Source organism: Paracoccus sp. DMF-8, from assembly GCF_029309835.1.
GTDB lineage: Bacteria > Pseudomonadota > Alphaproteobacteria > Rhodobacterales > Rhodobacteraceae > Paracoccus.
In genome coordinates this window covers 311,699-327,568 of the sequence record NZ_JARJHL010000017.1, presented here as the reverse complement: position 1 = coordinate 327,568, position 15,870 = coordinate 311,699, and the positions used below count along the sequence as shown (strand labels likewise).

Below are 15,870 nucleotides of genomic sequence, written 5' to 3'. Positions count from 1 at the left end.
GGCCCTTTCAGATCGGCAGATCCGCATCGCTGAAATCTTCCAGCCGGGCGCCGGTCTGGCGCAGCGCGGAATACTCCCTCAGGCGGATGCGGTCGATTTCGGAACTGCTGGTGCCGCGCCGCCAATAGCCAAAGACGCGGATATCCTGCCGCGCCATGCCAAGCGCGCGGAAATGGTCGCGGAAATGCCGCATCTCCTGCCGTTCGCCTGCAGCCCAGAGGCTGTGGCGGGCGGGATCGGTCAGCGCCGCCTGTGCCGCGGCGAACAGCGCGCCGGTGCTGCCCGCGGGCTGGTCGGGGCGGCGCAACAGCAGGTTCAGCGCGACGCCTTGCGGGCGCGGCAATTCGTCGAAGGCGGCGCGGTCATCGGTTTCGATCCAGACATCGCCCTGCGCCCCTTCGGGCCAGTCGTTCAGGATCGCGTAAACCGCCGGGATCGCGGTTTCATCAGCAAAGATCGCGGCCCGTTTGGCAAGTTCATGGTCCGGCACGAAATGCTGGCGCGGCCCGGTCAGCCAGACGTGGTCGCCGGCGCGCGCGGCGCGCAACCAGCGCATGGCGGGGCTGTCGTCTTCGTGGATGACGAAATCGACCTCGATCGTGCTGGCCGCCGGGTCGAAGCGGCGCACGGTATAGATGCGCGACACGGGGCGTTCGCCGGGCGGGGTTTCGACCTCGATCCGGATGGCGAGGTTCGCGGGCATCCATGCCGAGGGGTCGGCGGGCGCGATGCGGGCGGTGACGCGCGCGACCGAGGGGCTGGGGGTTGCGATGGCCAGCACCTCCATCCGGATGCGGTCCATGTCGCGCATGTGGTCCTGTTCCGTCAGGATGCCTGCGGGGTCGCCGACCGATTCTGTCCGTGCTGCGCTCATGCCATCACTTTCCGTCCAAAGCCGTTTCCGGGGCCGGTCGATCCGATTGGTTCAAAGGGGATGGCTGGTCGCGACAGCAGGGTATCCGCGACTTGGCTGAGGCCATATTGCAGAGCGCGTTCCGCAATGCAATACACAAGCCCATGACAGGCCCGCCGGGGTCGCGAACGGGAACAGCCGATGACCCATCGCCTTTCTGCCGATGCCGTGACCCTGCGCTATCAGGCGCGGGTGATTTCGGAAAACCTGACGCTGCGCATCCCGGATGGTTCCTTTACCGTGGTGGTCGGGCCGAATGCCTGCGGGAAATCGACGCTGCTGCGCGCCCTTGCGCGATTGCTGCGCCCAGAATCGGGACAGGTCGTGCTGGACGGCAAGGCGATTTCCGAACTGCCCACCCAGGAGGTCGCGCGCAGGCTGGGCCTGCTGCCGCAATCGCCGGCGGCGCCCGACGGGCTGACCGTTGCCGAACTGGTCGGGCGCGGGCGTTTCCCGCATCAGAGCTTTCTGCGGCAATGGTCGCCGGATGACGAAAGCGCCGTCCTGTCCGCGCTGGAAGCGACGGGGACGACCGCGCTGGCGCAGCGCCCGGTCGCGGAACTGTCGGGCGGGCAGCGGCAGCGGGTCTGGATCGCGATGACACTGGCGCAGGAAACCCCGATCCTGCTGCTGGATGAACCGACGACCTTTCTGGACATCGTCCATCAGGTCGAGGTGCTGGAACTGCTGGCCCGGCTGAACGCGCAGGGCCGGACCGTGGTGGCCGTGCTGCACGAGTTGAATCTGGCGTTTCGCTATGCCTCGCATCTGGTCGCGATGCGCGATGGCGCGATTGTCGCGCAGGGCGTGCCGATGGATATCGTGACCGAGGACCTGATGCGCCGCGTTTTCGATCTGGATGCGCTGATCCAGCCAGATCCGCTGACGGCCAAGCCGATGGTGATCCCGCGCCCCCGCACAGACCCGCGCGTGGCTGCCAGCTAGTCAAACGTGCTTTGCCCGCCCGTCGCGCGATTGACCAGCCGCGCAACATCCTGCAAAACCAGCCGGTTTTCCGGCGCATTCAGCCTGCCGAAATCCGCGACCGTGGTCAGGACGCAGGCCAGTTCGCCCTGCGCATCCAGAATCGGCGCCGCCTGTCCGGTGACATTCGACAAAAGATGGCTGGTCAGTTCCGCCCATTTTTCGGCACGGATCTTGTCGATCAGGGATTTGCCGGGCGGGGTGCCGCGAAAATGCGGGGGCTGGATGCGGCGGGCGGCCTCGATCCGGGTGCGGGACAGATAGGCCTGAAAGACAAAGCCGCAGGCCGTGTTGTCGATGGGCAGCACATCGCCCAGACTGACCGTGGTGATCGCGAAATGCGCGCTGCGATACCAGCGCACAAGGGTCGGCCCCTGTTCGGTCCAGATCGCGACGCCACCGCTGAGCGCATGGGTCTGGGCCAGTTGCTTCATCTGCGCGCCGGCGATTTCGACCGCATCGACACGGCGCAGCGCGGCGATGCCGATGCTGAGCGCGGCGGGGCCAAGATCATACAGGCTGGTTGCCGGATCCTGCACCGCCAGACCTTCCTTGACCAAGCTTTGCATATAGCGATGTGCCGTTGATCGCCCCGTCCGCGAAATCTGTGCCAATTCGCCCAAGGGCAGGGCGCGTTCCGCCGCTGCCAGAATGTTCAGAAACCGCATCGCGATGGCAATCGACTGGATCGTCGCCGACCGCTTGCCGCCCGAGAGCTTGGCATCCTCGTCGAGGAAGGGCTCGAACTCCATCATCGCGGTTCTCCTGCAGGTCGTTCTGGCCGGGCGGTGGCTGGTCGCGAAAGACTAGCGGCCCCGACGCGGAAAGGCAAAGGCTTGTCTGTTCTGGTGATTGACATGCGGAACGCATTGCGCAATGTGGGACAAATAAATGCGTCGCCAGCAAGGTTCCCCGCGCCAGCCCATGCGTTGCTGTCAGGTCGAGGAACATCATGCCCATCACTTACCGTCGCAGGCTGGCGCAGGGCGTCAGCATCATCACGCTGCTGGCCGCGCTGCCGCTGCATGCGCAACAGGCCGACCCCAGCCCCATCGTGCTGGATACGATCATCATCACCGGCGACAATATTGCGCGCGATCTGATGGAAACGCCCAGTTCGGTGTCGGTCGTCACCTCCGAGGAACTGGAGCGCTAAAAGGACGGCAAGGACGAGGTCCGCACCGTTATTCAGGGCACGCCCAACGTCCTTTACACCGACAACGTCAGCACGCCGGTGATCCGGGGTCAGGACGCGCAGGGGCCGCATACCGGGGCGAATGCGTTCTTTGCGGGCTCGGTCCCGCGCGCCACGATCAATCTGGACGGCCATTATCTCAGCTATAACGAGCTGTATTTCGGCGCGACCTCGACCTGGGATGTCGACAGTATCGAGGTGTTCCGCGGTCCCCAGACCACTTCGCAGGGCGCGAATGCGATTGCGGGCGCGATTGTCGTCAACATCAAGGATCCCAGCTTTACCCCCGAAGGCGCCTATCGGATCGAGGCGGGGAATTACAACCAGCGCCGCGCCTCGGTTGCGTGGTCGGCCCCGATCACCGAAGAACTGGCCGCCCGTGTCGCGCTGGATTATTCCGGCCGCGACAGTTTCATCGACTATGTTTCCCCGAATTTCGTGCAAAACGAGATCGGGCAGGAATTCATGAACGCCAATGCCCGCGTGAAACTGCTGTGGGAACCGGCCGAAATCGCCGGGCTGTCGGTCAAGCTGACCTATAGCCACAGCCGGATGAAACGCCCAAGCGCCGAAGGCGCGGCAGAGCCGTTCGACGATCTGAATTCGATCACCAACTGGATGCCGGGCTGGGATCAGACGACCCGGACCGGCATTCTGGATGTCGATTACGATCTGGGCAACGGGCTGGTGGTCAGCAGCAAGACGCAATATTCGACCTCGGATGTCGAACGCCGGATCGGCACGGTCAACATGGGCGATGCCAATGTCGATCAGGACAATTATTCGAACGAAAGCAAACTGTCCTTTGGCACGCCGGACGACACATTCAGCGGCGTCGCGGGCATCTATGTCGCCTTTACCGATCAGGATGAATGGCTGGAACAGGGCGGCGATTCGACCTTCCGCGACCGCAAGTCGAATCTGGGCATCTATTCCGAACTGAATTGGCGCATCGACGACCGCTGGACCCTGTCGGGGGGCTTGCGTTACCAGCGTGACCATATCCGCCGGACGGGCGATGTCTCGCCGCTGTTTGCAAACAGCGATGTCGATTACGACCGCACCTTTGACGAGATCCTGCCGAAACTGTCGCTGTCCTATCAGGTCAATCCCGACTGGATGGTCGGCGGCATGATCAGCAAGGGCTATAACCCCGGCGGGGTCTCGCTGGATTTCGCGGGGTCAAGGGAATGGACCGAGTTCGACGCGGAAACCGTCTGGAATTACGAACTGTTCACCCGCGCCGAACTGATGGACGGCAAGCTGTTCCTGAGCGGCAACCTGTTCTACATGGATTACAGGAACGCCCAGCACAATATTTCGACGCTGGTGGACGGGCAAAGCTATGTCCAGACGGTCAACGCGCAGGACGCGGAATCCTATGGTCTGGAACTGGCCGTGGATTACCGCCCGGTGGACAGCCTGACCCTACGCGGCAGCCTTGGCTTGCTGCACAGCGAATTCAAGCGCTTTGAACAGATGCCCGCTTACGAAGGCAACGAATTCGCCCGCGCGCCGGGCAAGATGTTCAGCCTGGGCGCCAGTTGGGATGCGACGGACCGGCTGAATCTGGGCGGGCAGGTTCGTTATATCGACGGCTATTATTCGAATACCGCGAATACGCCCGCCTATGAGGTCGACGGTTTTACGCTGGTCGATGTCAGCGCCAGCTACCGGGTCAATGACCGGGTCGAGTTCTATGGCTATGTCAACAACCTGCTGGACGAACGCGCGCCGACGTTGCTTGAACCCGCCCGTGGGGATGTGGTCTTTACGCAGGCAAGCCTGACCGCGCCGCGCATGGTCGGCGTCGGGCTGCGCGGCCGTTTCTGACGCGGTTTGCGGAATCATCGCGACCGGCGTGGCGACGCGCCGGTCGATTTTTGCGGGTATTTTCAGGATCAGGCAGGGCAATATGCACCAACCAGAACACCGCCGGAAATTGTGCATCGGCATGTCCGTCGCCCCGACCTGGCTGAGCGGAGAGGGCTGGCGTGATCCCGACAGCGGCATCGAGGGGCTGTATTCCAGCGATCTGGCGCTGGATGTCGCCCGCCGCGCCGAAGCCGTGCATATGGATTTCGTCTTTCGCCCCGATGCCAGTTTTCTGCCCATGCAGATGATGGAACAATCCTTTGGCTTTTCCAGTCTGGACCCGACGCTGCTGATGGCGACGCTGGCGCGGGAAACCAGCCGGATCGGACTGGTCACGACGATTTCCACGACCTTTGGCCACCCCTATTCCGCAGCGCGGCAGATGATGTCGCTGCATTGGCTCAGCCGGGGGCGGGCCGGGTGGAATGTCGTGACCGCCTTGCAGGGCAATGAAAATTTCGGCCTGCCCGAGATGCCATCGTCCGAAACCCGCTATGCCCGCGCGGCGGAGTTCACCGATATCGTGCGCCGCCTGTGGTCCAGTTTCCCGCTCGAGGCGTTGCTGGTCGACCGCGCGGCGGGGCGCTATGCCGATACCGATCTGCTGCTGCCGATCGACCATCAGGGCGCGCATTTCGCCGTGCGCGGCCCCCTGAACCTGCCGCAATATCCCGGTCCGCGCATTCCGCTGATGCAGGCGGGCGGGTCGAAATATGGGGTCGATTTCGCGGGGCAGGTGGCCGATATGGTCTTTGCCCAGACCCCCGACCTGCAATCGGCGCAGGCCCTGCGCGCGCAACTGTCGGACCGCGCGCTGGCGCATCACCGCCAGCCGCATGATGTGCGGCTTTTGCCCGGTCTCAGCCTGTATCTGGGCGAAACCCGGGCCGAGGCGCAGGCGCTGTTTCTGGCCACCAACCGCCGTGTCGACCGCAAGCAACGCATCGCCCGCGTGCAGGAATTTCTGGGCCTTGATCTGGGCGATTGGCCGGGCGCGCGCAGGCTGACCGATGCCGATCTGCCCGAAGGGTTCACGTCGCCGCGTTGCAAGACGCATTGCGATGCGCTGCGCCGGATCATCCGCGACCTGACCCCGACGGTGGATGAATTGCTGGCCCGGCCGGAAATCCAGGCCTCGGTCCACTGGCAGGTGATCGGCACGCCCGAAGATGCCGTGTCAGAGATCGCCGGCTGGTTCCGCGCGGGCGCCGTGGACGGGTTCATCGCGGTGCCCGGCGGCTCTGTCCGTTCGCTGGATCTGCTGCTGGACCGGGTCATTCCGGCGCTGGCCGCGCAGGGGCTGTTCCGCCAGTCCTATAGCGCCGACACGCTGCTGGGGCATCTGCAAGAGGGCCGCGACTGACCCGGGGCGCAAGCTGCCTTGCCGGGCTGTGGTCAAAGATGATTGACTTGTCTACCTACTGGTAGGTAGCCTGTCGGCATGACCGTTTCGACACGCCAGAATCTTTTGGACATTGCGGCGCGACATATGCGCAGCCGGGGTTATGCGGCGTTCAGCTACGGCGATCTGGCGGCGGAATGCGGGATCCGCAAAGCCTCGGTCCACCATCATTTCCCGACGAAAGAGGCGCTTGGCCTTGCCGTGCTGGACGCACATCAGGAAAAATTTTCCGCGCGGCTTCAGGCCATTACCGATGATGCCGCGGATCTGCGGGAACGGCTGACGGCCTATGGCGCGCTGTTTCGCGAAGGCTCGGGCGACGGTCTGTTGCCCCTGTGCGGCGCGCTGGCGGCGGAACGGGACGCGCTGCCGCAGGCGATGCGGGACAAGGCGGCCGGGCTCTTGCGGGTGCAACTGGACTGGCTGACCGATGTGCTGGCCCAGGGCGGTGTCGCCCATGCGGCGCGTTCGGCCATGGCCCTGCTGGTCGCGCTGGAAGGCGGGGCGATCGTCGGATGGGGCCTGTCCGGGGTGGCCAGCGGCCATCCCTTTGACGACCTCGTCGCCGAGCTTTGCGCCAGCCTTTGCGCCGGGGCCAAAGGCTCACATCACCGGATTTCACACTGAGGAGGAGAGAATGATGAATTGGACAGATATGCGTTCCAGCCTGCTGCAAAGGATCGGGGCCTTGGGCAAGGTCGCCCCCGGTCCCGTCGCGGCCTATGCCAAGGCCAGCGCGGCAGGCGCCGAAAGCGGCCATCTTGATGAAAAGACCCGCCAGCTGATTTCTCTGGCCGTTGCCGTGACGACGCGCTGCGACGGCTGCATCTCGGTCCACGCCAAAGAGGCCGTTGCCGCAGGCGCGACGCAGCAGGAAATCGGTGAGGCGCTTGGCGTTGCCATGTCGATGAACCTTGGCGCGGCGCTTGTCTATTCCTCGCGCGCGATGGAAGCGGCGACGGAATTCGGTGCCAGGTCGACAGGCTGACGGCAAAGGGGCGGGCGCATGGCCGCTGACGGTTCCGCGACCCGCCGGCGGTCGCTTTTGCTGCTGCTTGTGGCGCAGGTTCTGGCGATGAGCGTCTGGTTCGCCGCCAGCGCCGCAGTCGCCGATATCAAGCGCGGCCATGACCTGACCGCCGGGGCCGAGGCCCTGCTGACCAGCGCCGTCCAGATCGGTTTTGTCATCGGCACGGTGATTTCGGCGCTGCTGGCGCTTGCGGACCGGTTCGATCCACGGGCGGTCTTTGGCCTGTCGGCGCTGGTCGCGGCGGCGGCGACCGGGGCGCTGGTGTTTCTGGAACCGACGGGCGCCCCCGTCATCGCCCTGCGCGTGCTGACCGGCATCTGTCTGGCCGGGGTCTATCCGGTCGGGATGCGGCTGGCCGCGACATGGGCGCAGGGGGATCTGGGGTTGCTGATCGGGCTTTTGGTCGGTGCCCTGACATTGGGATCGGCCAGCCCGCATCTGCTGGCGGCGACGGGCGGTCTGGGCTGGCAGTCGATCTATGGCGCGGCCGCGATGGCGGCGGCCGGGGCGGCGGTGGTCATCTGCCTTGTCCGGATCGGGCCGCAGATGCAGCGGGCGCGGCGGATCGACTTTTCCAGACTCTCGGAAAGCTGGCGGCGCCCTGCGGTGCGCAAGGCCAATCTGGGCTATCTGGGCCATATGTGGGAACTTTACGCGATGTGGGCTCGGGTCGGGGTGTTTCTGGGCCAGTCCTTTGCGCAGCGCGGGCTGGAAAACGCACCGGCACGGGCGGCACTGCTGACCTTTCTGGTCATCGGTTCCGGGGCGGTCGGGTCGTGGCTGGGCGGGGTTCTGGCCGACCGGCACGGGCGCACCGCCGTCACCATCGGGGCCATGGCGATCAGCGCGGGCTGTGCGGCGCTGATGGGCTGGCTGTTCTGGGCGCCTCTGGCGGTCGTGATCGTGGTCGCGCTGGTCTGGGGCGTGACGGTGGTTGCGGATTCGGCGCAGTTTTCCGCCTCGGTCGCTGAACTCGCCGCGCCCGAGGCGGTGGGCACGCTGCTGACGATACAGACCTGCGCGGGATTTTTGCTGACGCTTGGCAGCATCCAGTTGGTGCCCGTGGTGCAATCCGCCCTGGGCTGGCCCGGCGCCTTCGGCATGCTGGCCATCGGTCCCGCGCTTGGCTGCATCGCGATGTGGCGCCTGCGTCGCGACCCCGGATCCGGGCTGCTGGCCGGGGGCCGGAAATAGCCGACACCGCCGCCCGGTGATGGGGATCACGCAGGGGGATCACGCCGGGGCAGCCGCGCGCCCGGACCCCCGGCCCCCGGACCATCGGCGGCGGTCGGCCCGCTGCGCCCCAGTTTTACTAATGCCAATGCGCTGAACATTCTCCTTTGCCCGGTGGCGGGGCGCTGGCTTACCCATGGCGACAGGCCGCGCCGATGACGCGGCGCGCACAGGGATGGAGGATGCGACATGGCCCCCCGGTTGGTGTTGGAAGGCATTTACACCCCGCTGATCACACCTTTCCACGATGACGGCTCGTTCGATTTCGACGCGCTGGCCGATGTGGTCGAAAGGCTGATTGCGGCGGGGGTTCACGGGCTGATTTCAGGCGGGTCCACCGGCGAGAATTACGCCGAAACCGTCGAGGAACGGCTGGAACTGGCGCGCTTCATCGCCGAACAGGCCGCCGGTCGCGTGCCGGTGATCGTCGGGACGGGCGCCATGCGCACCCCCGACAGCATCGCGCTGGCGCAGGGCGCGCGCGAGATGGGGGCCGATGCGATCCTGCTGGGCACGCCGCCCTATTCGGTGCCGACCGAACGCGAAAACGCGCTGAACGCGCTGGCCATCGACCGCGCCGCCGATCTGCCGATCATCCTGCATAACTATCCCGGTCGCATGGGCGTCGAGATGGGGACCGAATTCCTGGACCGCGTCGGACGGTCGAAGAATGTCATCGGGATCAAGGAAAGCTCGGGCGATATCAACCGCGTGCATCTGCTGGCGCGGGATTATCCGCATATCGGGCTGTCCTGCGGCATGGACGATCAGGCGCTGGAATTCTTTGCTCGGGGTGCGCGCAGCTGGATCTGCGCCGGCTCGAACTTTCTGCCCGAGGAACATATCGCGCTGTATGAAGCCTGCGCCGTGCGCGGCGATTTCGATCAGGGCCGCCGCATCATGTCGGCGATGCTGCCCCTGATGCGCGTGCTGGAACAGGGCGGCAAGTTCATCCAATGCGTCAAGCACGGGGTCGAGATCACCGGCCTGCGCGCAGGCCCGATGCGCCCGCCGCTGAAAGGGCTGAACAAGGATGAAAAGCGCGCGCTGGAACAGGTGATCCGCGTGCTGAAAACCACCGTCACGGCGATCACGGAAGGGAACTGAGATGAGCGATCTTCTGACCATTCAGGAATACAAGGCTCTGGCCGCCGCGCTGGACCTGCCGCAGAACGCCTGGATCGACGGCGGCTTTCGGCCCGCGATTTCGGGCAAGACATTCACCACGACCAACCCGGCCACCGGCGCGGCTCTGACCGAAATCGCCGCCTGCGGGGCCGAGGACGTGGACCTTGCCGTCACCAGGGCGCGCGAGGCGTTCGAGGATGGCCGCTGGTCGCGCCTGCACCCGTCCGAGCGCAAGGGCGTGTTGCTGCGTCTGGCGAAACTGCTGGAACGCAATGCCCGCGAACTGGCCGTGCTGGAAAGCATCGACAGCGGCAAGACGATCTATGATTGCGAAACCGTCGATGTGCCGGAAACCATCCATGTCCTGAAATGGCATGCCGAGCTGATCGACAAGATATATGATCAGGTCGCGCCTTCCTCCGACGATCATCTGGCGCTGGTCGTGCGCGAACCCGTGGGCGTCGTGGGGCTGGTGCTGCCGTGGAATTTCCCGCTGCTGATGCTGGCATGGAAAATCGGCCCGGCGCTGGCCGCCGGCTGTTCGGTCGTGGTCAAGCCCGCCGCTGAAACCACCCTGACCGCGTTGCGCGTGGCGGAACTGGCGGCCGAGGCGGGCCTGCCGCGCGGCGTGCTGAACATCGTCACCGGCGGCGGCGCCGAGGTCGGTGAGCCGCTTGGCCGCCACCCGGATGTCGATATGGTCAGCTTCACCGGCTCGACCGTGACGGGGCGGCGGTTCCTGCATTATTCGGCCGACAGCAACCTCAAGGAAATCGTGCTGGAACTGGGCGGCAAGAACCCCTGCATCGTGCTGGACGATGCCGAGGATCTGGACACCGTGGCCGCGCATGTCGTCAATGGCGCCTTCTGGAACATGGGCGAAAACTGTTCCGCCGCCAGCCGCCTGATCGTGCAAAAGGGCATCAAGGACCGCCTGCTGGACCGCGTTCAGGCCCATGCCCGCGAATGGCGGCACGGCGATCCGCTGGACCCTGCGGTCCGGGTCGGCGCGCTGGTCAGCCCGGCGCATTTCGACAAGGTCGCATCCTATCTGGAACTCGCGCAAACGGGCCGCATCATTCTGGGCGGCGCCAGCCATGACGGCACCCATGTCGAGCCGACCGTGGTGGAAATCGACGGCAATGACCATAGGCTCGCGCGCGAGGAGATCTTTGGCCCCATCCTCAGCGTGATCGAGGTCGCCAGTTTCGAGGAAGCCATCGCCACGGCCAATGCCACCGACTACGGGCTGGCCGCGTCGATCTTTACCGCCAATGGCAAGCGCGCGCTGCGCGGCGCGCGGATGCTGCGGGCCGGGACGGTGACGGTGAACAGCTTTGGCGAGGGCGATATCGCGACCCCGTTCGGCGGCTACAAGCAGTCGGGCTTTGGCGGGCGGGACAATTCCATCCATGCCCATGACCAGTATACCCAGCTGAAAACCATCTGGCTGGACCTGTCCGATAACGCCGATACCGCGCTGGACTGACCCATGCCCGCGCATCAGGCGATACGCACCCCGGTGTTCAACGGCCCCGCCGGGTGGAGCGTGATCCTGCCGCCAGTCGCGCCCCGCGCGCGGCTGGACGGCAGCGCGGGCTGCGACATCGCCATCGTGGGCGGCGGTTTCGCGGGGCTTTCCGCCGCGCGCCGCCTGCGCCAGATCGACCCCGGTCTGGATATCGTCATTCTGGAAGCGGCGCGGATTTCCGAAGGCGGCACCGGGCGCAATTCGGGTTTCATGATCGACCTGCCGCACGAACTGACCTCGTCGGATTATGCGGGGCAGGGCGACAGCCATGACCGCCAGATCACCGCGCTGAACCGCCATGCGATTGAATTCGCGGGCGATATCGTCGCGGATTACGCCATCCCACAGGGCTGGTTCCAGCGCATGGGCAAGGTCAACGGCGCCGCATCCGACGCGGGTGTCGCTGCCAACCGCAGCTATGCCGAACATCTGCGCGCCCTCGGCGAAGCGCATGAATTGCTGGACGCCCGCGCCATGCGCGAGATCACTGGGTCCGACTATTACCACGGCGGGCTGTTTACCCCCGGCACGGTGATGTTGCAGCCCGCGGGCTATGTGCAGGGCCTTGCGGCGGGGCTGGAACGCGACGGGGTGCGCATTCTGGAACAATCGCCCGTCCAGCGCATCGAACCCGTGGCGCAGGGCTGGCATGTGCAGACCGCGCAGGGCCGCTTGACCGCGCAAAAGCTCATTCTGGCCAATAACGGCCATCTGGAAAGCTTCGGCTTCGAGCAGGGCGCGCTGATGCATATCATGCTCAGCGCCTGCATGACCGGGGAACTGCCCCCCGATGCGATCCGCGCGCTTGGCGGGCACGAATGCTGGGGCGTCACCCCCGCCGATCCGATGGGAACCACCGTGCGCCGCATCGGCCCGGCGCAGGGCGGCAACCGCATCGTCATCCGGCAGGGCAGCTATTACCGCCCTGAAATGCAGACCAGCGCCGCCGATCTGTCGCGGCTGGTCGGCCAGATGCGGCGCAAATTCGATGCGCGTTTCCCGATGCTGAAGGGCGTCAGGTTCCGGCATAGCTGGTCCGGGCATCTGTGCCTGTCGAAAAACAGCGTCTCGGTCATGCGGCAGCTGGAACCGGGGCTGTTCGCGGCCTGCGTCGACAACGGTCTGGGCACCACGCGCAGCACGCTGACCGGGATCGGGGCGGCGGAACTGGCCTGTGGGCGGCAAAGCGCGATCACCGCGTTTTTCGCGGCCGAGGCGGAACCTTCGCGCCTGCCGCCACATCCCTTCGACACCATCGGCGCAAATGTCTATCTTCGCTGGAAGGAGTGGCGGACCCGACTCGAATGACGCCGCTTCGTTCAACCGGAGCCGCCATGCCACCGATCAAGCGCCGCTATCTGCCGTCTCTTGGGGCCTTCGCCACCTTCGAGGTGGCGGCCAAGCATCTCAGCTTTACGCTGGCCGCCAAGGAGCTGAACGTCACCCAGGGCGCGGTCAGCCAGCAGATCCGGCTGCTGGAACGCGCGCTGGACGTGGCGCTGTTCATCCGCAAACACAATGTGCTGGAACTGACGCCCGAAGGCGTCAGCCTGTTCGGCGCCGTGACCGAAGGGCTGGACACGATCAGCGCCGGTGTCGCGTTGCTCAGTCAGGACGAAGGGCCGCAGACCGTCACGATTTCGGCCACCGATGGCGCGGCGCAGTTCTGGCTGCAGCCGCTGATCGACAGTTTCCGCGCGAAACACCCCGATGTCGGCTTTGTCGTCTTCGCCTCGGACGAGGATGACAACCTGCGCAACTATGCCGAGGTCGATATCGCCATGCTCTGCGGAAATGACCGCTGCGAGGTCGGCGAGGTGCTGCATTTCCTGTTCCCCGAAACCGCGCAGCCGGTCTGCACCCTGGATTTTCTGGCCCGCTTCGGCCCCTTTGGCGATGCCGACAGCCTGAACCGGGTCAATCTGCTGCATCTGCACGACCGCCACTGGACCGCCGATGCGATCGGCTGGCAGCCGCTTGGCTGGCCCGAATGGTTCCGCGCGCAGGGGCTGGACTGGAATCGCGCGCCCTCGACGCTCAGCACGAACAAGGTCGGGCTTTTGATGCGCGCGACCTTGGCGGGCGAGGGCGTGATGCTGGGCTGGCACCATATGGTGCAGGGCCTGATCCGGACGGGCGATCTGGTCTTTGCCCATCCTGCGCCGATCACTGCGGGCAGGGGCAACTTTCTGAACTGCAAGCAGAAATCCCTGTCCCGGCCCTATGTCGCGGGTTTTGTCGAACATGTGCTGGACGCGGTGCGGGCGCAGATGGACCTGTCCGCCCGACAGGCGGGCTAGGTCAGGCAGGCTAGGGCAGGCGGGCGGCTGACGCAGATTTTCTAATGCGCGGCCATTGCAAATTCTCGTTTGCCCGACGTCACCCCACGGGGGATAAATCATCCAATTCGGGATGAGGGGGCATCCCGGAAAAAACAAGCCGGTCAAATCCCGAAAAAATCAGAATTCCCCCGTCACGAAAGACGGGTCCGGGCGAATTGCGCCGCAATCACGCTTGCGGTCTGGGTCAGATCATGCCCGCCGCCCGGTCCTTCATCGCACATCCAACTTTGCGGAGGACTAAATGCGCAGACTGTTCAAAGCCCTGATCGCCGGCATGCTGGCGCTTGGCCTGACGACACCCGTGATGGCGCAGGACAAGGTCATCAAGATGGGCACCATCATCTGGGAAGACCTGACCCCGATCACCGGCATCACCAAAAAGGTCCTTGAGGACAAGGGCTTCACCGTCGAGGTGACCGAGTTTTCCGAATGGGGCATCGCCTATGCGGCGCTGACCAAGGGCGATATCCAGATCATCGCCTCGCAGACCGATTACGTCGCCCACGATTACTGGAACCGCAACAAGAACCGGCTGGAAAAGCTGTCTCCGGTGTCGCACGGGCTGTATCAGGGGATCGCGGTTCCGAAATATGTGCCGATCGATCCCGTCGAACAACTGAACGAAAACGCCGATAAATTCGGCGGCAAGATCATCGGCATCGAGCCCGGCGCCGGCCTGATGCGCGAAACGGCGGATGCGGTTTCGGCCTATGGCCTGAACCTGCAACTGGTCGAAGGCAGCACCGCCGCGATGACCGCCGCGCTGAAATCCGCGACCGATCGTCAGGACTGGATCGCCGTCACCCTGTGGGAGCCGACCTGGATGGCCCTGCGCTACGACACCAAATTCCTGGCCGATCCCAAGGGCATTTTCGCCCCGCCCCAAAGCTATTACTGGATCGGGCAAAAGGGCTTTGCCGAAGCCAATCCCGAAGCGCGCGAAATCATCGGCAGCGTCTATGTGCCCATCGCCGATATCGCGCTGATCAATGCCGAGGTGAATGACGGCAAGACCATGGATCAGGCGGTTGCCGACTGGACCGCGGGTCATGCCGATCTGATCGGCCGCTGGTCGAATATCAAAAGCTACTGATCTCGCGTCTGGCGGCCGGCCGTTCCGGCCGCCTTTTTCACGCCCACAGGATCGACAGGGAAATCATGGAAAATGGTGAGGTTCTGATCGACTGCCAGTCGGTCTGGAAGGTATTCGGCACACGCTCGGCCGAGGCGATCCGCGCGATCACCGAACGGGGGCTTGGCAAGACCGAGGTCTTGCAGCAGTTCGGCTGCGTGGTGGGGGTGTCCGACGCGACGCTCAAGGTCCACCGGGGCGAGATCTTTTGCATCATGGGCCTGTCGGGTTCGGGCAAATCGACGCTGATCCGGCAGTTGAACCGGCTGATCGAACCCAGCCTTGGCAAGGTTCTGGTCAAGGGTCGCGATCTGGCCCAGATGGATGCCGCGACCCTGCGCGAGACGCGGGCGCGCCATATCGGCATGGTCTTTCAGTCCGTGGCCTTGCTGCCGCAGCGCAATGTGCTGGAAAACGCGGCCTTTGGCCTTGAGGTGCAGGGCGTCGGGCGCGACGAACGCAATCAGGCCGCCCGCGCCGCGCTGGCCAAGGTCGGGCTGTCGGACTGGCTGGACCGCTATCCGTCCGAACTGTCGGGGGGCATGCAGCAGCGGGTGGGGCTGGCCCGCGCGCTGACCTCGGACCCGGAAATCATCCTGATGGACGAGCCGTTTTCCGCGCTGGACCCGCTGATCCGCCGCCAGTTGCAGGACGAATTCCGCCAGTTGACCAAGGATCTGGGCAAGTCGGCGGTCTTCATCACCCATGATCTGGACGAGGCGATCCGCATCGGCGACCGCATCGCCATCATGAAGGACGGCGTCATCATCCAGGTCGGCACGGCCGAGGATATCGTCATGAACCCGGCCGACCAGTATGTCGCCGATTTCGTCGCCGGGATATCGCGGCTGCATCTGGTCAAGGCGCATTCGGTGATGATCCCGGTCGCGGATTTCCGCGCCCTGGACCCCGCGACCGACCCGGCCAGCCTGCCGCAATGCGACGGCCAGGCCGATATCGACGCGCTGATCGGCAAGATCACCGAAACCGGCAGCGATGCCGTCGCGGTGACCGAAGACGGCGCCATCGCTGGTGTCGTCACCACCCGCAACCTGTTGCTGAGCGTCCGGGGCGATGGCGCCCCCGCCGCGCATTAAGGGGGGCG

At 65.0% G+C, this 15,870-nt stretch carries 15 protein-coding genes and 1 pseudogene; 14 read left to right on the top strand and 2 right to left on the bottom strand.

Annotated features, from left to right (window positions below; genetic code table 11):
• Window positions 1-7: 7 nt before the first annotated feature.
• Entirely contained in the window at window positions 8-874 is an 867-nt protein-coding gene (locus tag PE067_RS19640) for a siderophore-interacting protein (protein ID WP_276191429.1), read from the bottom strand.
• A gap of 180 nt (window positions 875-1,054) precedes the next feature.
• Here PE067_RS19640 and PE067_RS19635 point away from each other — a divergent pair, with 180 nt between their 5' ends.
• Window positions 1,055-1,858: an ABC transporter ATP-binding protein gene (locus tag PE067_RS19635; RefSeq protein WP_276191428.1), complete on the top strand. Its 804-nt coding sequence runs from the start codon at window positions 1,055-1,057 to the stop codon at window positions 1,856-1,858.
• Here PE067_RS19635 and PE067_RS19630 read toward each other — a convergent pair.
• On the bottom strand, window positions 1,855-2,652 hold the full coding sequence (locus tag PE067_RS19630) for an IclR family transcriptional regulator (protein WP_276191427.1): 798 nt from the start codon (window positions 2,650-2,652) through the stop codon (window positions 1,855-1,857). The genes PE067_RS19635 and PE067_RS19630 overlap by 4 nt on opposite strands.
• A 197-nt stretch (window positions 2,653-2,849) precedes the next feature.
• On the opposite strand from PE067_RS19630, the gene PE067_RS19625 reads away from it, so the two are divergent.
• The 13 genes and pseudogenes from PE067_RS19625 (at window position 2,850) to PE067_RS19565 (ending at window position 15,862) form a co-directional block, all read left to right on the top strand.
• Window positions 2,850-3,053: a hypothetical protein gene (locus tag PE067_RS19625; protein WP_276191426.1), complete on the top strand. Its 204-nt coding sequence runs from the start codon at window positions 2,850-2,852 to the stop codon at window positions 3,051-3,053.
• Window positions 3,054-3,077: 24 nt separating this feature from the next.
• Window positions 3,078-3,332, top strand: a pseudogene (locus PE067_RS19620) (TonB-dependent receptor plug domain-containing protein); the annotation flags it as partial.
• 225 nt (window positions 3,333-3,557) lie between these two features.
• Window positions 3,558-4,925, top strand: coding sequence for a TonB-dependent receptor (locus PE067_RS19615; RefSeq protein ID WP_346429744.1), 1,368 nt, complete (start codon window positions 3,558-3,560; stop codon window positions 4,923-4,925).
• Window positions 4,926-5,046: 121 nt separating this feature from the next.
• Window positions 5,047-6,330: an NtaA/DmoA family FMN-dependent monooxygenase gene (locus PE067_RS19610; protein WP_276191425.1), complete on the top strand. Its 1,284-nt coding sequence runs from the start codon at window positions 5,047-5,049 to the stop codon at window positions 6,328-6,330.
• A gap of 78 nt (window positions 6,331-6,408) precedes the next feature.
• Window positions 6,409-6,996: a TetR/AcrR family transcriptional regulator gene (locus PE067_RS19605; protein ID WP_276191424.1), complete on the top strand. Its 588-nt coding sequence runs from the start codon at window positions 6,409-6,411 to the stop codon at window positions 6,994-6,996.
• Window positions 6,997-7,009: 13 nt separating this feature from the next.
• Entirely contained in the window at window positions 7,010-7,357 is a 348-nt protein-coding gene (locus tag PE067_RS19600) for a carboxymuconolactone decarboxylase family protein (protein WP_276191423.1), read from the top strand.
• An 18-nt stretch (window positions 7,358-7,375) separates the two neighbouring features.
• The gene (locus PE067_RS19595) at window positions 7,376-8,593 is read left to right on the top strand and encodes an MFS transporter (RefSeq protein WP_276191422.1); all 1,218 of its coding nucleotides are present in this window, start codon (window positions 7,376-7,378) and stop codon (window positions 8,591-8,593) included.
• 228 nt (window positions 8,594-8,821) lie between these two features.
• Window positions 8,822-9,739, top strand: a complete 918-nt coding sequence (locus tag PE067_RS19590) for a dihydrodipicolinate synthase family protein (protein ID WP_276191420.1) — start codon at window positions 8,822-8,824, stop codon at window positions 9,737-9,739.
• Between the two features lies 1 nt (window position 9,740).
• The gene (locus PE067_RS19585) at window positions 9,741-11,249 is read left to right on the top strand and encodes an aldehyde dehydrogenase (RefSeq protein ID WP_276191419.1); all 1,509 of its coding nucleotides are present in this window, start codon (window positions 9,741-9,743) and stop codon (window positions 11,247-11,249) included.
• A 3-nt stretch (window positions 11,250-11,252) separates the two neighbouring features.
• Window positions 11,253-12,599, top strand: a complete 1,347-nt coding sequence (locus tag PE067_RS19580; RefSeq protein ID WP_276191418.1) for an FAD-binding oxidoreductase — start codon at window positions 11,253-11,255, stop codon at window positions 12,597-12,599.
• Between the two features lie 26 nt (window positions 12,600-12,625).
• The gene (locus PE067_RS19575) at window positions 12,626-13,591 is read left to right on the top strand and encodes a LysR substrate-binding domain-containing protein (protein ID WP_276191417.1); all 966 of its coding nucleotides are present in this window, start codon (window positions 12,626-12,628) and stop codon (window positions 13,589-13,591) included.
• Between the two features lie 283 nt (window positions 13,592-13,874).
• A complete protein-coding gene (locus PE067_RS19570) occupies window positions 13,875-14,726 on the top strand; it encodes a glycine betaine ABC transporter substrate-binding protein (RefSeq protein WP_276191416.1) in 852 nt (283 codons plus the stop codon).
• A 65-nt stretch (window positions 14,727-14,791) separates the two neighbouring features.
• Entirely contained in the window at window positions 14,792-15,862 is a 1,071-nt protein-coding gene (locus tag PE067_RS19565) for a glycine betaine/L-proline ABC transporter ATP-binding protein (RefSeq protein WP_276191415.1), read from the top strand.
• Window positions 15,863-15,870: the final 8 nt, after the last annotated feature.

What these genes read in the sequence shown, in the direction of transcription:
- PE067_RS19605 (WP_276191424.1), top strand. Translation starts at nt 6,409, where the DNA reads ATGACCGTTTCGACACGCCAGAATCTTTTGGACATTGCGGCGCGACAT.
- PE067_RS19600 (WP_276191423.1), top strand. Translation starts at nt 7,010, where the DNA reads ATGAATTGGACAGATATGCGTTCCAGCCTGCTGCAAAGGATCGGGGCC.
- PE067_RS19570 (WP_276191416.1), top strand. Translation starts at nt 13,875, where the DNA reads ATGCGCAGACTGTTCAAAGCCCTGATCGCCGGCATGCTGGCGCTTGGC.
- PE067_RS19580 (WP_276191418.1), top strand. Translation starts at nt 11,253, where the DNA reads ATGCCCGCGCATCAGGCGATACGCACCCCGGTGTTCAACGGCCCCGCC.
- PE067_RS19575 (WP_276191417.1), top strand. Translation starts at nt 12,626, where the DNA reads ATGCCACCGATCAAGCGCCGCTATCTGCCGTCTCTTGGGGCCTTCGCC.
- PE067_RS19565 (WP_276191415.1), top strand. Translation starts at nt 14,792, where the DNA reads ATGGAAAATGGTGAGGTTCTGATCGACTGCCAGTCGGTCTGGAAGGTA.
- PE067_RS19615 (WP_346429744.1), top strand. Translation starts at nt 3,558, where the DNA reads ATGAACGCCAATGCCCGCGTGAAACTGCTGTGGGAACCGGCCGAAATC.
- PE067_RS19625 (WP_276191426.1), top strand. Translation starts at nt 2,850, where the DNA reads ATGCCCATCACTTACCGTCGCAGGCTGGCGCAGGGCGTCAGCATCATC.
- PE067_RS19640 (WP_276191429.1), bottom strand. Translation starts at nt 874, where the DNA reads ATGAGCGCAGCACGGACAGAATCGGTCGGCGACCCCGCAGGCATCCTG.
- PE067_RS19635 (WP_276191428.1), top strand. Translation starts at nt 1,055, where the DNA reads ATGACCCATCGCCTTTCTGCCGATGCCGTGACCCTGCGCTATCAGGCG.
- PE067_RS19585 (WP_276191419.1), top strand. Translation starts at nt 9,741, where the DNA reads ATGAGCGATCTTCTGACCATTCAGGAATACAAGGCTCTGGCCGCCGCG.
- PE067_RS19595 (WP_276191422.1), top strand. Translation starts at nt 7,376, where the DNA reads ATGGCCGCTGACGGTTCCGCGACCCGCCGGCGGTCGCTTTTGCTGCTG.
- PE067_RS19590 (WP_276191420.1), top strand. Translation starts at nt 8,822, where the DNA reads ATGGCCCCCCGGTTGGTGTTGGAAGGCATTTACACCCCGCTGATCACA.
- PE067_RS19610 (WP_276191425.1), top strand. Translation starts at nt 5,047, where the DNA reads ATGTCCGTCGCCCCGACCTGGCTGAGCGGAGAGGGCTGGCGTGATCCC.
- PE067_RS19630 (WP_276191427.1), bottom strand. Translation starts at nt 2,652, where the DNA reads ATGATGGAGTTCGAGCCCTTCCTCGACGAGGATGCCAAGCTCTCGGGC.